General features: G+C 55.0%; 15 protein-coding genes and 1 other RNA gene. 9 read left to right on the top strand and 7 right to left on the bottom strand.

Annotation, left to right across the window (positions count from 1 at the left end; all coding sequences use genetic code 11):
- Positions 1 to 22: 22 nt before the first annotated feature.
- Positions 23 to 886, top strand: a complete 864-nt coding sequence (rsmI, locus tag O3S68_RS13440) for a 16S rRNA (cytidine(1402)-2'-O)-methyltransferase (RefSeq protein WP_269231718.1) — start codon at positions 23 to 25, stop codon at positions 884 to 886.
- A 73-nt stretch (positions 887 to 959) separates the two neighbouring features.
- On the opposite strand, the gene garD is transcribed toward rsmI, so the two are convergent.
- Positions 960 to 2,531 carry a galactarate dehydratase gene (gene garD / locus O3S68_RS13445; protein WP_020455396.1) on the bottom strand — a complete coding sequence of 524 codons (1,572 nt, stop codon included), beginning with the start codon at positions 2,529 to 2,531 and terminating at the stop codon, positions 960 to 962.
- A 421-nt stretch (positions 2,532 to 2,952) separates the two neighbouring features.
- On the opposite strand from garD, the gene O3S68_RS13450 reads away from it, so the two are divergent.
- The 5 genes from O3S68_RS13450 to rnpB all read left to right on the top strand — a co-directional run bounded on the left by O3S68_RS13450 (position 2,953) and on the right by rnpB (position 7,665).
- On the top strand, positions 2,953 to 4,287 hold the full coding sequence (locus O3S68_RS13450; RefSeq protein ID WP_020455395.1) for an MFS transporter: 1,335 nt from the start codon (positions 2,953 to 2,955) through the stop codon (positions 4,285 to 4,287).
- Between the two features lie 25 nt (positions 4,288 to 4,312).
- The gene (gene garL, locus O3S68_RS13455) at positions 4,313 to 5,083 is read left to right on the top strand and encodes a 2-dehydro-3-deoxyglucarate aldolase (RefSeq protein ID WP_097405988.1); all 771 of its coding nucleotides are present in this window, start codon (positions 4,313 to 4,315) and stop codon (positions 5,081 to 5,083) included.
- 31 nt (positions 5,084 to 5,114) lie between these two features.
- A complete protein-coding gene (garR, locus tag O3S68_RS13460) occupies positions 5,115 to 6,005 on the top strand; it encodes a 2-hydroxy-3-oxopropionate reductase (RefSeq protein ID WP_020455393.1) in 891 nt (296 codons plus the stop codon).
- A gap of 103 nt (positions 6,006 to 6,108) precedes the next feature.
- Entirely contained in the window at positions 6,109 to 7,254 is a 1,146-nt protein-coding gene (gene garK / locus O3S68_RS13465; protein WP_269231719.1) for a glycerate 2-kinase, read from the top strand.
- 32 nt (positions 7,255 to 7,286) lie between these two features.
- An RNA gene (gene rnpB, locus O3S68_RS13470) (RNase P RNA component class A) lies at positions 7,287 to 7,665 on the top strand.
- Positions 7,666 to 7,977: 312 nt separating this feature from the next.
- Here rnpB and O3S68_RS13475 read toward each other — a convergent pair.
- Positions 7,978 to 8,199: a hypothetical protein gene (locus tag O3S68_RS13475; RefSeq protein ID WP_269231720.1), complete on the bottom strand. Its 222-nt coding sequence runs from the start codon at positions 8,197 to 8,199 to the stop codon at positions 7,978 to 7,980.
- Here O3S68_RS13475 and O3S68_RS13480 point away from each other — a divergent pair.
- A complete protein-coding gene (locus O3S68_RS13480; protein WP_269231721.1) occupies positions 8,198 to 8,950 on the top strand; it encodes a glutamine amidotransferase in 753 nt (250 codons plus the stop codon). The genes O3S68_RS13475 and O3S68_RS13480 overlap by 2 nt on opposite strands.
- On the opposite strand, the gene O3S68_RS13485 is transcribed toward O3S68_RS13480, so the two are convergent.
- Positions 8,930 to 9,322, bottom strand: a complete 393-nt coding sequence (locus O3S68_RS13485) for a nuclear transport factor 2 family protein (protein WP_269231722.1) — start codon at positions 9,320 to 9,322, stop codon at positions 8,930 to 8,932. The genes O3S68_RS13480 and O3S68_RS13485 overlap by 21 nt on opposite strands.
- Positions 9,323 to 9,413: 91 nt before the next feature.
- Between O3S68_RS13485 and O3S68_RS13490 the strand changes: the two genes are divergently transcribed.
- Positions 9,414 to 10,133, top strand: coding sequence for an AraC family transcriptional regulator (locus tag O3S68_RS13490; protein ID WP_269231723.1), 720 nt, complete (start codon positions 9,414 to 9,416; stop codon positions 10,131 to 10,133).
- A 67-nt stretch (positions 10,134 to 10,200) separates the two neighbouring features.
- Here O3S68_RS13490 and O3S68_RS24210 read toward each other — a convergent pair whose 3' ends face one another.
- Both O3S68_RS24210 and O3S68_RS13500 read right to left on the bottom strand, forming a co-directional pair.
- Entirely contained in the window at positions 10,201 to 10,332 is a 132-nt protein-coding gene (locus O3S68_RS24210) for a hypothetical protein (RefSeq protein WP_373963081.1), read from the bottom strand.
- A 50-nt stretch (positions 10,333 to 10,382) separates the two neighbouring features.
- The gene (locus tag O3S68_RS13500; RefSeq protein WP_020455386.1) at positions 10,383 to 11,084 is read right to left on the bottom strand and encodes a pirin family protein; all 702 of its coding nucleotides are present in this window, start codon (positions 11,082 to 11,084) and stop codon (positions 10,383 to 10,385) included.
- A 105-nt stretch (positions 11,085 to 11,189) separates the two neighbouring features.
- On the opposite strand from O3S68_RS13500, the gene O3S68_RS13505 reads away from it, so the two are divergent.
- Complete coding sequence (locus O3S68_RS13505; protein ID WP_269231725.1) at positions 11,190 to 12,086, top strand: LysR family transcriptional regulator; 897 nt, start codon at positions 11,190 to 11,192, stop codon at positions 12,084 to 12,086.
- Positions 12,087 to 12,118: 32 nt separating this feature from the next.
- Here O3S68_RS13505 and O3S68_RS13510 read toward each other — a convergent pair whose 3' ends face one another.
- Both O3S68_RS13510 and O3S68_RS13515 read right to left on the bottom strand, forming a co-directional pair.
- Positions 12,119 to 12,466 (bottom strand): DUF805 domain-containing protein, encoded by a 348-nt coding sequence (locus tag O3S68_RS13510; RefSeq protein WP_045513183.1) that lies wholly within the window; start codon positions 12,464 to 12,466, stop codon positions 12,119 to 12,121.
- Between the two features lie 124 nt (positions 12,467 to 12,590).
- A complete protein-coding gene (locus O3S68_RS13515) occupies positions 12,591 to 13,577 on the bottom strand; it encodes a glutathione S-transferase family protein (RefSeq protein WP_045513181.1) in 987 nt (328 codons plus the stop codon).
- Positions 13,578 to 13,584: the final 7 nt, after the last annotated feature.

Raw genomic sequence — 13,584 nt, forward strand, 5'->3', positions numbered from 1 at the left:
AATCGGCAATACGGATGAAACAATGAAACAACACGAATCGGCGGAGAATTCTCAAGGTCAGCTCTATATTGTACCTACTCCTATCGGGAATTTGGCTGATATTACGCAGCGCGCGCTTAACGTGTTACAAGCCGTTGATTTAATTGCCGCTGAAGATACCCGCCACACCGGTTTACTGCTCCAGCACTTCGCCATTAATGCCCGTTTGTTTGCGCTGCACGACCATAATGAGCAGCAAAAAGCCGAAACGCTGGTGGCGAAATTAAAAGAGGGGCAGAACATTGCGCTGGTTTCCGACGCCGGAACGCCGCTGATTAACGATCCGGGCTACCATCTGGTGCGTACCTGCCGCGAGGCTGGTATCCGCGTGGTGCCGTTGCCGGGGCCGTGTGCGGCCATCGCCGCGTTAAGCGCCGCCGGGCTGCCATCGGATCGTTTCTGTTACGAAGGTTTCCTGCCCGCCAAATCGAAAGGGCGTCGCGATACGCTCAAAGGGCTGGAAACCGAAAGCCGTACCCTCATTTTTTATGAATCCACTCACCGTCTGCTGGAAAGCCTGGAAGATATGGTCGCCGTATGGGGGGAATCCCGCTATGTGGTACTGGCGCGCGAGCTGACCAAAACCTGGGAAACCATTCAGGGGGCGCCGGTGGGCGAGCTGCTGGCATGGGTTAAAGAGGATGAGAACCGCCGCAAAGGCGAGATGGTACTGATCGTCGAAGGGCACAAGGCGCAGGAAGATGAGTTACCCGCCGATGCATTACGCACGCTGGTGTTACTGCAAACCGAGCTGCCGCTGAAAAAAGCGGCCGCGCTGGCGGCGGAAATCCACGGCGTGAAGAAAAACGCGTTGTATAAATACGCGCTGGAACAGCAGAACGGCTGAGCGACAAACCGAACGAAAAAAAAGCATGGCCTGCGCCATGCTTAAAAAGTGAGGTTTACTTTTCTTATAAAAATCAGGTCACCGGAGCCGGGTTAAACACCGCCAGTTGGTTGTGCAGGCCCCATTGATCCGAAAAGGTTTTCTTACGGCCGCTGGCGACATCCAGGATGAAGTGGAACAGTTTCCAGCCCACATCTTCAATCGTCTCTTCGCCCGTGGCGATCGTCCCGGCGTTGATATCCATTAAGTCATACCAGCGGTTCGCCAGCTCGGTACGTGTTGCCATCTTAATCACCGGCACCGCAACCAGGCCGTAAGGCGTACCGCGACCGGTGGTAAAGACCTGTACGGTAATCCCGGAAGAGACCTGCTGCGTACCGCAGACGAAGTCGCTCGCCGGCGTTGCTGCGTAAATCAGGCCGCGTTTGGTAGGGCGTTGGCCGGGAGAGAGCACTTCAGAAATGGCGCTCTTACCGGATTTCGCAATTGAACCCAGCGCTTTCTCGACCACGTTCGCCAGGCCGCCTTTTTTGTTCCCCGGAGAGGGGTTGGCGCTGCGGTCGGTTTTGCCCATATCGAGATAGTTATCGTACCAGGCCATCTCTTCCAGCAGACGTTTGCCCACTTCTTCGTTAATGGCGCGCGGGGTCAGTAAGTGGATCGCGTCGCGCACTTCGGTCACTTCCGAGAACATTACCGTGCCGCCGCAGCGAATAATCAGGTCAGATGCAAAGCCAACCGCCGGGTTGGCGGTAACGCCGGAGAACGCATCGCTGCCGCCGCACTGCATGCCGACAACCAGTTCGGAGGCCGGGCAGGTTTCACGTTTGCGCTGATTCAGCTTCACCAGGTGGCGTTCAGCCACCTGCAGAATGTCGTCCACCATCGAGCGGAAACCCACGTGATGCTCATCCTGCAAACGCACAATGCTGGCGCTGTCGACCGGAATGGCCTGCACATCTTCAGTGCCCTGCAGCAGACGTTCCGGCTGTAATTTTTCGCAACCGAGACCAATCACCATCACTTCACCGCCAAAGTTCGGGTTCAGCGCGAGGTTATGGATAGTACGAATGGGGATCACCGCAGCCGGTGCGTTAATCGCCACGCCGCAGCCATAGAGATGGTTCAGACCGACGACGCCGTCCACATTCGGGTACTTCGGCAGCAGATCGCGTTCGATAATCTTCACGACATAATCGACAACGCCTGCCACGCAATGCACGCTGGTGGTGATGCCCAGCAGATTTTTAGTGCCGACGCTGCCGTCCGCATTGCGGTAGCCTTCAAAGGTGTAACCTTCCAGCGGTGGCAGCGGCTCAGGGACTTTGGTCGCCAGCGGCAGCGTATTCAGCGGCGGCGCTTTTGGTAGTTCAACGGTGGATTCATCAATCCAGCTACCGCGTGCAATGTCGCGTACAGCGTAACCAATCACTTCGCCGTAACGCACAATCTCACCGTGATGGGGAATATCCACCAGCGCCACTTTATGGCCTTGCGGAATATGCTCAATCAGCTCGAGTCCATCCGGAAAACGGGTTCCCGCTTTTAAGCCATTGTCATTAACGATGATCGCGACATTATCCGTGTCGTGTACCTTAATATAAAACGCCCCTGGCGGTTGCTGTCTAATTTCAATGTCGGACATTGTTAAGTAATCTCCAGCTAACTGTACGATGCATTACTCAATAAAAAGAGGAACCATTCTTTACTCTGTAATTAATATCAGAAATAAAAATCTCATTTGCTGAAATAAGGATGTCAGGAGTTTAAATAATAAAATGTGATCTGCATCACTTATTATTGTGATCTCCCGTCTGGTGCGGCTGTCTATTGCAAGAACTGTGCATTAGCGCCCAGGCGTATGTGCATATGCTCAAATTATTCTTTTTGTACAAGGTTAAAATTGAGCAACCCTCCAGTGTGTGACATGATGACGCTGATTATACTGAGCGCTAATAAAATCGACGTGCCAATTATCTGATATAAGTTCGGGTGCTTAAATTAAATCAGATAAGAAACATCACAATAATTATATTTTAAATTTGGCGGTGCCCAAGGAAATTAAAATGACTGTTGAACATGCCGTTGAAACAAAACGGGGCTTACCAACCCGTTATTTAATTTTGCTGATTATATTTATTGTTACTGCTGTTAACTATGCAGACCGCGCTACGCTGTCCATTGCCGGGACAGAGGTTGCGAAAGAGCTGCAACTTGATTCTGTCTCAATGGGCTACATTTTTTCTGCATTCGGTTGGGCTTACCTGCTGATGCAAATCCCTGGCGGTTGGTTGCTTGACCGCTTCGGTTCGAAAAAGGTTTATACCTGGAGTCTGTTTTTCTGGTCGCTCTTCACTTTCCTGCAGGGTTTTGTTGATGTTTTCCCGATCGCCTGGGCCGGGATTTCCATGTTTTTCATGCGTTTTATGCTCGGCTTCTCAGAAGCGCCATCATTTCCGGCGAACGCCCGCATCGTTGCGGCCTGGTTCCCGGCAAAAGAGCGCGGTACAGCTTCTGCGATTTTTAACTCTGCGCAGTATTTCTCTCTGGCGCTGTTCTCACCGCTGCTGGGCTGGCTGACTTTCGCCTGGGGCTGGGAGCATGTGTTTACCGTGATGGGCGCGATCGGTTTTGTGCTGACCTTCGCCTGGGTGAAATTTGTCCACAACCCAACTGACCACCCTCGTATGTCCCGCGAAGAGCTGGAGTACATCGCGCAGAATGGCGCGGTCGTGGATATGGACCACAAAAAAACGGACGACAGTAAAAACGCCGGTCCTAAAATGGATTACATCAAGCAACTGCTGTGCAACCGTATGATGCTTGGCGTGTTTTTTGGTCAGTACTTCCTTAACACCATTACCTGGTTCTTCCTGACCTGGTTCCCGATTTATCTGGTGCAGGAAAAAGGCATGTCGATCCTCAAAGTCGGGTTTGTTGCCTCCATTCCGGCGCTGTGCGGTTTTGCCGGTGGCGTGCTCGGCGGATTTTTCTCTGATTACCTGATTAAGCGCGGTTCCTCGCTGACCGTGGCACGTAAATTCCCTATCGTGGTCGGGATGTTACTGGCTTCAAGCATCATTCTGTGTAACTACACCGATAACACCGCACTGGTTATTGCCCTGATGGCGCTGGCGTTTTTTGGTAAAGGTTTTGGCGCGCTGGGCTGGCCGGTGATTTCCGATGTCGCGCCGAAAGAGATTGTGGGTTTGTGCGGTGGCGTCTTCAACGTGTTCGGTAATGTGGCCTCTATCGTGACGCCGCTGGTTATCGGATACATGGTTAAAGAGTTGCATTCTTTCAACGGTGCGTTGGTGTTCGTAGGCTGTTCAGCGCTGATGATGATGGTCTGCTACCTGTTCGTGGTTGGCGACATCAAACGTATGGAACTGAAGAAATAAGCAACAACTCATTAAGGTACAAAAGATGAATAACGATATCTTCCCCAACAAATTCAAGGCCGCGCTGGCGGCGCAACAGATTCAAATCGGTTGTTGGTCTGCGCTGGGTAGTCATATCAGCACTGAAGTTCTGGGCCTGGCGGGTTTTGACTGGCTGCTACTGGACGGCGAACACGCCCCAAACGACGTGCTCACTTTTGTACCGCAATTAATGGCATTAAAGGGCAGCGTTAGCGCGCCGGTGGTGCGGGTTCCGACCAACGATCCGGTGATTATCAAACGCCTGCTGGATATCGGTTTCTATAACTTCCTGATCCCGTTTGTCGAAACCGAAGAAGAAGCGGTAAACGCCGTGGCAGCGACCCGCTATCCGCCGGAAGGCATTCGCGGTGTCTCTGTTTCGCACCGCGCCAATATGTTCGGCACCGTGCCGGATTATTTTCGCCAGTCCAACGCCAACATCTCGATTCTGGTGCAGATCGAAAGCCAGGCGGGGGTGGATAACCTCGATGCCATTCTGGCAACCGACGGCGTAGACGGCGTGTTTGTTGGCCCGAGCGATCTGGCCGCCACGCTGGGTTACATCGGCAATGCCGCGCACCCGGAAGTACAGCGCACCATTCAACACATTTTTGCGCGCGCCAAAGCGCACAACAAACCGAGCGGTATTCTGGCGCCGGTTGAAGCCGACGCACGCCGCTACCTCGAATGGGGCGCGACCGTGGTAGCCGTTGGCAGCGACCTTGGCGTGTTCCGCTCAGCCACGCAGAAGCTGGCCGACACCTTTAAGAAATAATCAAACCACCATTAAAGAGAGAGACGCAATTATGACGATGAAAGTTGGTTTCATTGGCCTGGGTATCATGGGTAAACCAATGAGTAAAAACCTCATTAAAGCCGGTTACTCACTGGTGGTCGTGGATCGTAACCAGGATGCCGTGGCTGAAGTGATTGCCGCAGGCGCTGAAGCCGTAACCAGCGCGAAAGCCGTTGCTGAGCAGTGCGATGTGATTATCACCATGCTGCCGAACTCCCCGCACGTAAAAGAAGTGGCGCTGGGCGAAGGCGGCATCATCGAAGGCGCGAAGCCTGGTACTGTGCTTATCGACATGAGCTCCATCGCACCGCTGGCCAGCCGTGAAATCAGCGAGGCGCTGAAAGCGAAAGGCATTGACATGCTGGACGCGCCGGTCAGCGGCGGCGAGCCGAAAGCCATCGACGGCACGCTGTCGGTGATGGTGGGCGGGGACAAAGCGATTTTCGACAAATATTACGATCTGCTGAAAGCGATGGCGGGTTCTGTGGTGCACACCGGTGATATCGGCGCGGGCAACGTGACCAAACTGGCGAACCAGGTGATCGTGGCGCTGAATATTGCCGCGATGTCTGAAGCGCTGACGCTGGCGACTAAAGCGGGCGTTAACCCGGATCTGGTCTACCAGGCGATTCGTGGCGGGCTGGCGGGCAGCACCGTGCTGGACGCGAAAGCGCCGATGGTGATGGATCGCAACTTCAAACCGGGCTTCCGTATTGATCTGCATATCAAAGACCTTTCCAACGCGCTGGATACCTCGCACGGCGTTGGCGCGCAGTTGCCGCTCACAGCCGCAGTGATGGAGATGATGCAGGCGCTGCGTGCAGACGGTCTGGGCAATGCCGACCACAGCGCGCTGGCATGCTATTACGAGAAACTGGCGAAGATCGAAGTGACTCGTTAATCAAAAGGGCGCGGCGCTGCGCCCTTGACTCCTTATTTATCCACCTCTTCAGGCCGTTGTTGGCCTGAAGGGTGAAGTGCGCGGCACTATCAGGCTCACAACTATGAAAATCGTAATCGCCCCAGACTCTTACAAAGAAAGCCTTTCAGCTACTGAAGTAGCGCAGGCGATAGAAAAAGGATTTCGGGAGATTTTCCCGGATGCTCAATATGTTTCCGTTCCGGTTGCGGATGGTGGCGAAGGTACGGTTGAAGCCATGATTGCCGCCACGAATGGCATGGTGCATACCGCGCGCGTCACTGGACCGCTGGGGAAACATGTTGAAGCCTGCTGGGGGATGTCGGGCGACGGAAAAACCGCGTTTATTGAAATGGCGGCGGCGAGCGGGCTGGCGCTGGTTCCACCTGAATTACGTAACCCTTTGATTACCACTTCGCGCGGCACCGGGGAACTTATTTTGCACGCGCTGGAACAGGGGGCGACCACTATTATTATCGGCATTGGCGGTAGCGCGACTAACGACGGCGGCGCGGGTATGGTGCAGGCGCTGGGCGCGAAACTGACCGATGCTAACGGGACGGAAATCGGCTACGGCGGCGGTAGCCTGATAAGCCTGAACGGCATTGATATTTCCGGGCTCGATCCGCGTTTACAACACTGCACGCTGCGTGTCGCCTGCGATGTCACTAACCCTTTGATCGGCGAGCAGGGCGCATCACGCATTTTTGGCCCGCAAAAAGGGGCGACGGAAGCGTTGATTGTCGAGCTGGATCGCAACCTGAGTCATTTCGCCGATGTTATTAAAAAATCGCTGCGCGTTGATGTGAAAAACGTGCCGGGCTCCGGCGCAGCAGGCGGGATGGGCGCGGCATTGATGGCTTTTCTCGGCGCGGAATTGCGCAGCGGCATTGAGATCGTGACGCAGGCGCTCAATCTTGAAGAGCATATTCACGATTGCACACTGGTAGTGACCGGCGAAGGGCGCATCGACAGCCAGAGTATCCACGGAAAAGTGCCGGTGGGCGTGGCGCATGTCGCCAAAAAATACCACAAGCCGGTGATCGGTATCGCCGGGAGTTTGACCAGCGACGTGGGCGTGGTTCACCAGTACGGTATTGACGCCGTATTTAGCGTGCTGACCAGCATCGGTACGCTGGAAGAGGCGTTTCGTGGCGCGTTTGACAATATTTATCGCGCATCGCGCAATATTGCCGCCACCTTGCAAGTGGGAATGTTGACGGAAGGGTGACAGGCGCAAGCAAACCCTCTATACTGCGCGCCGAAGCTGACCAGACAGTCGCCGCTTCGTCGTCGTCCTCTTCGGGGGAGACGGGCGGAGGGGAGGAAAGTCCGGGCTCCATAGGGCAGGGTGCCAGGTAACGCCTGGGAGGCGCAAGCCTACGACCAGTGCAACAGAGAGCAAACCGCCGATGGCCCACGCAAGTGGGATCAGGTAAGGGTGAAAGGGTGCGGTAAGAGCGCACCGCGCGACTGGCAACAGTTCGCGGCACGGTAAACTCCACCCGGAGCAAGGCCAAATAGGGGTTCACAAGGTACGGCCCGTACTGAACCCGGGTAGGCTGCTTGAGCCAGTGAGCGATTGCTGGCCTAGATGAATGACTGTCCACGACAGAACCCGGCTTATCGGTCAGTTTCGACTATTAATAAAACCCCGCTTCGGCGGGGTTTTTGCTTTCTGGCGGCTAAAGCTGAATGACTGTCCACTTCGTTTTCGATGAAAGAACGCGGCTTACCGGCTAGTTTCGACTGTTCAGATAAGAACCCGCTTCGGTGGGATTTTTGCTTTCTGGCGGCTAAAGCTGAATGACTGTCCACTCCGTTTTCGATGAAGGAACGCGGCTTACCGGCCAGTTTCGACTGTTCAGATAAGAATCCGCTTCGGCGGGGTTTTTGCTTTCTGGCGGCCAAAGATGAATGGCTGTCCACTCTGCTTTCGATGAAGGAACGCGGCTTACCGGTCAGTGTCGACTGTGCAGGTAAGATCCCGCTTCGGCGGGGTTTTACCTTTTTTGATAAAGGCAGTTTGCAGGCTTTTTGCTGTTGCGCGCGCCGTACCGTTAAGCACCGGCACTTCTAACCTTATAAATAAATATCCCGTCGGAAGGCTGTCGAAAAGCGCTAACATGTTCTTAAACGGTTTTGAAACTAGCATTGCGGGAGTCGCTGCCGTCATGGAACAAAAATCATTGATCATTATTCAGATGGGGGATGCCCCGAAGCCTTTACGTGACGCCCACGGGGATATTCCGCATTGGTTTTGCCGGGCTATCGGGTGTGCTCCTGAAGAGGTGGACGTGGTTCGCGTTTTTGAAGGCGAAACGCTGCCAGCCCCGGATGCGCGCCGGGCAGCGATCATTACCGGTTCATGGGCGATGGTTTCCGACAGGCTGCCGTGGAGCGAGAAGACCGCAGAATGGATCCGCGAAGCCATTGCGGTTGAGATGCCGCTCTTTGGCGTTTGCTATGGTCATCAACTGATGTCCTGGGCCCTGGGCGGGAATGTTGAATACCATCCGCAGGGCCGTGAAGCGGGGACAAAAACCGTTTATTTGAACGCCTCGGCGCACAACGATCCGCTACTCAGCCACCTGTCTGAAAGTTTCCCTGCGCACCTGACGCACCGGCAAACGGTAACGCGGCTGCCTGAAGGCGCATCGGTGCTGGCCTCTTCCGCCCATGATAATCATCAGATCGTTCGCTATGGGCCGCGAGCCATTTCGGTGCAGTTCCACCCGGAAATGACGCCGGAAATCGCGACCGATCTGCTGCGTTTGAATCGCGCGCATATCGAAAAAGAGGGCACCGATGCCGACAGCTTAGTCGCCAGCGTGCTGCCCGCGCCGGGCGCGGCGGAGATCCTGCGCCGTTTCGTGCAGGAAGTGACCGAGCGCAACAAGACGTGGTTATCTGACGCTGCTCAGTGAACGGTCTTGCGCCGTGCCACGCACCAGCCGGGTTAACTCCTCGCAGCGGGTGATTAGCCCGTTCTCCAGCGTGAAATGCGCAAACACGTCAATGTGCGCCTGAGAGCCATCTTTCTTACTCACCGCCACAAGATGGTGCGTCAATACGTCATTGTTTTGCCCGGCAATGGCGACCACCGTCACGTCAATGGCGTGCGTCAGATGTTTGAGCTTCGCCATATGTGCGACAAATCCCGTGAAATCAAGCGACTGCCCGTCGACAACTTGTTGATAATCCGGCGAGAAGAATTGGCGAATTTCCGCTTCGTTATGGTCAGGGTGGCAAACAACGCGTTGTAAAGCCAGGGTGATATGTTGGGTGATGTCCATCATGGTTATCCTCATTTGAGCCTGTTGGAGAGGATATCGCTACACCGCGTTGGTATATTAGCCGTATCAGGACATCAAATACGGTTTATCAGCCATGTTGATCGTACAAAAGCAGCGACTCACGCATCAAAACAAGCACACCACCGCGTGGCACCAGCATGCCAGCGGGCAGCTGTTTTGCATTCAGCGGGGGATGATGATTGTGAAAACGGAGCAGGCGCAATGGGCGCTAACGCCCGCGACTGTCGGCTGGTTTCCTGCACAGATGCGCCACTGCGCCTGGAGCGTGGGCGAGGTAGAAGGACATAGCCTGCAACTCAACCACGATGATGCCCCCGCTTTCGCGGGAGTGTGGCCTGCCGATCCGTTTATGATGCTGTTGATGGAACGCATAACGCAGTGCGACCCGTCTCGCCAGGCATCGCTTCTGGCGGTGATAATGGAGGAGATTCGCGTAGCACCAGGCGCGCCGTTGCAGTTAACCCTGCCGCAGGATCGTCGGGCGAAACGGGTAGCTGAACTGCTGTTGTCGGAGCCACACCATGCGGCAAATCAGGCGCAACTGGCTAGCCTCTTTGGCTTGAGCGTCAGAACATTAAGCCGCTTGTTCAGCGAACAAACCGGGCTGAGTTTTAGCCAGTGGCGGCAGCAGGCAAAAGTCCTGGCATCGATGGCGCATCTGCTGCGCGGGGTGTCGGTAAGTGAGACGGCAGAACGCTGCGGGTACGATAATGTCAGTGCTTTTATCGCCGCATTTAAGCTGCGCTTTGGCAGCACGCCGGGGCAGTTTCAGGCGCGAAACCGGGCGTGCTAAGTTCGCGAAGAACGACAGTAGGGTTCAGTAGAGATTTGCCCCGGTCTGATGCGCCGGGGCTTATGGGTCAGGCGGTGGCTTCTTCTTCCGCCAGTCGGACAACGGCTTCTGCGACGATTGCTTCCAGTTCTGTCAGCATCTCTTCATAACCGAATCCAGTCAGGGCGGGGAGTGGGGTTTGCTGTGTAGGGTCTGTCATAAAATTCATTGTGCTGCTCATTTCATTTACTCACTTACGTAACGCAACTATCACACGGGTAAATCTATCAGCAAAGCGCGCAACGGCGTATCCGCAACCAGGGTTATGTTAGCCTCGTCACGAATAAACGCACCGTCACCACAGGTGAGCGCTTCTTTTGCTTCGCAATGTGTCACGGCGTGTACCGTACCGTGAATCGATTGCAAATAGGCGCGCGGGCCATGCAGTTGAATCTGCAACTCTTCGCCTTTGGCAAGCTCGATATGATGCAGCCACACTTGCTGGCGGAGCTGCAAACTTCCCTGGCTACCATCGGGGGAAGCCAGCAGTTGCTGCGCCACATCGGCAATGGTCATTTTTTGCACCGGCGGGTTTTCACGCTCGGGGCAGGCATCCAGCCATAACTGCATGCGCGTTAACGATTTGTCTTTGCTCAGGTTATGTTCGCTGTAGCTGATGCCGGGCTGGGTGGCAATTAACAACGCTTCACCGGCTTTCGCCTGGACATGGTTGCCCTCGCTGTCGCGATACTCCGCTTCGCCTTCCAGAATCAGATTTAAAATATCCACTTTCGGGTAGGTGCGTGGCTGGAACGATGCGCCAGGGGCGAGCACTTCCTGGTTCAACACACGCAGGGAGGCATAGCCCAGTAATTTCGGGTCGAAGTAATGTCCAAAAGAAAAAGTGTAGCGGGCCTGAAGCCAGCCGAAGTCAGCTTGTCCGCATTGTTTCGCAGTACGGGTAGTAATCATAATTGTCGACCTCTCTTTACTTAAAACAATGTTAAAGGTATGGACGCTGCATTGTTAGCCAGATATTCTGCCCGGTATGTTCAAATTTCCTGAATGAGAACACTCATGGCCAAAGAAAGGGCGCTGACGCTCGAAGCGTTACGCGTGATGGATGCGATTGACCGGCGTGGAAGCTTTGCCGCGGCGGCGGATGAGTTGGGACGCGTGCCTTCTGCGCTCAGCTATACCATGCAAAAACTGGAAGAAGAGCTGGATGTCGTGCTGTTTGACCGCTCCGGGCACCGAACAAAATTCACCAATGTCGGGCGAATGCTGCTGGAGCGCGGTCGCGTATTGCTGGAAGCCGCCGATAAACTGACAACCGACGCAGAAGCGCTGGCGCGCGGCTGGGAAACGCATCTGACGCTGGTCACTGAAGCGCTGGTGCCGACAGTCGATCTGTTTCCGCTAGTCGACCGGCTGGCGGCAAAAGCTAATACGCAGTTATCGATCATTACTGAAGTGCTGGCCGGGGCGTGGGAGCGGCTGGAGCAGGGGCGTGCCGATATTGTCGTCGCTCCGGATATGCATTTTCGCTCCTCGTCGGAAATCAACTCACGCAAGCTCTACTCGGTGATGAACGTCTACGTTGCTGCGCCGGATCACCCGATCCACCAGGAAGCGGAACCGCTCTCAGAAGTGACGCGCGTCAAATACCGCGGTGTGGCCGTTGCCGATACCGCCCGCGAGCGTCCGGTGCTGACGGTACAGCTTTTGGATAAGCAGCCAAGGCTGACGGTGAGTACCATCGAGGATAAACGCCAGGCGCTGCTGTCCGGCCTGGGCGTGGCGACGATGCCTTATCCACTGGTGGAGCAGGATATCGCCGAAGGTCGCTTACGTGTCGTGAGCCCGGAATATACCAGCCAGGTAGATATTATTATGGCCTGGCGCCGCGACAGTATGGGCGAAGCGAAAGCCTGGTGTCTGCGGGAAATTCCCAAGCTGTTTGCCGGTAAATAAGTCATTGCTCCACGTTGGTGGAGCAATGCCATTCAGGGGAACGCTTTCGGTACGGGGCCAAAGGGGTTTTCTACCGGCGTGCCGCGCTGGCTGTAAAACGCCAGCAGCATCAACCAGCCAATCACCGGAAACAGCAGCAGCAACAGCCAGCGCCAGCTCCGGTTGGTATCATGCAGGCGGCGTACCTGAACCGCCAGGTTTGGCACCAGCACCAGCAGGGCGTAAATCTGGCTTAACAGGTGCCAGCCGATGATCCTGTCGACCACATACAGCACGCCAAAGAGGATAAGGTTGACCAGTGTGAACATCCAGAATTCGCGGCGGTGCGCGCGTCCGTGAAATGTCGCGTAGTTGCTCAGTACCCTAAAATACCAGTCCATTTCCCACCTCGATCAACGGTCAATCCGTTGTTTTCTCAACGATCCCTGTAAGAATAGACGGCAAAAATACAAAGCGAAAACCCGGCGAGAAATAATTTGGGCGCGGTGAAACGCGCCCGGAAGATCAGGAGAAACGCAGGTCGCGTCCGTGTGGCTCATCCAGATCCTGCCACGGCCCGATAGAGATAATTCCGGTCGGGTTAATGGTTTTGTGGCTGCGGTAATAGTGGTTGCGGATATGGGCGAAATCGACCGTTTCCGCAACGCCCGGCATCTGATAAATGTCGCGCAGAAAGCCGTGCAGATTCAGATAGTCGCTGATGCGGTGCTTATCGCACTTGAAGTGAGTGACATAGACCGGATCGAAACGCACCAGCGTTGTCCACAGGCGGATATCCGCTTCCGTAAGCCGGTCGCCGGTCAGGTAACGATGCTGTCCGAGGATCTGCTCAAGGCGTTCCAGCGCATTGAAAACATTGACCACCGCTTCGTCATACGCCTGCTGGCTGGTGGCGAAACCGGCTTTATAGACACCGTTATTCACGTTGTCGTAGATCCAGCCATTCAGTTCATCGATCTGGTCGCGTAATTCTGGCGGGTAGTAATCGCCCGCTTTTGCGCCCAGACCGTCAAAAGCGGTATTGAACATGCGGATGATTTCCGCCGATTCATTGCTGACAATCGTGTGATTCTTTTTATCCCACAGCACAGGCACCGTGACGCGCCCGGTGTAGTGCGGGTCGGCGTGCAGGTAGAGCTGATAAAGGAATTCGTGTTGATACAGCGTGTCGCCAGTTGCCGCCGGAAAGTCATCGTCAAATGTCCAGCCGTTCTCCAGCATCAACGGGTTGACCACGGAAACAGAGATAAACGGCTCAAGGCCTTTGAGTTTACGCAGGATCAGCGTGCGATGCGCCCACGGGCAGGCGAGTGAAACATATAAGTGGTAGCGGTCTTTCTCGGCGGCAAAGCCACCTTCGCCAGAAGGGCCTGGTGCGCCATCTGCGGTAAGCCAGTTGCGAAATGCGGATACCGAGCGCTGGAAACGTCCGCCGGTGGATTTGGTGTCATACCAGTTGTCGTGCCAGACGCCGTCAATCAGTTGTCCCATTTTGTCT

This window comes from Kosakonia sp. SOY2 (assembly GCF_027109175.1).
Taxonomy (GTDB): domain Bacteria; phylum Pseudomonadota; class Gammaproteobacteria; order Enterobacterales; family Enterobacteriaceae; genus Kosakonia.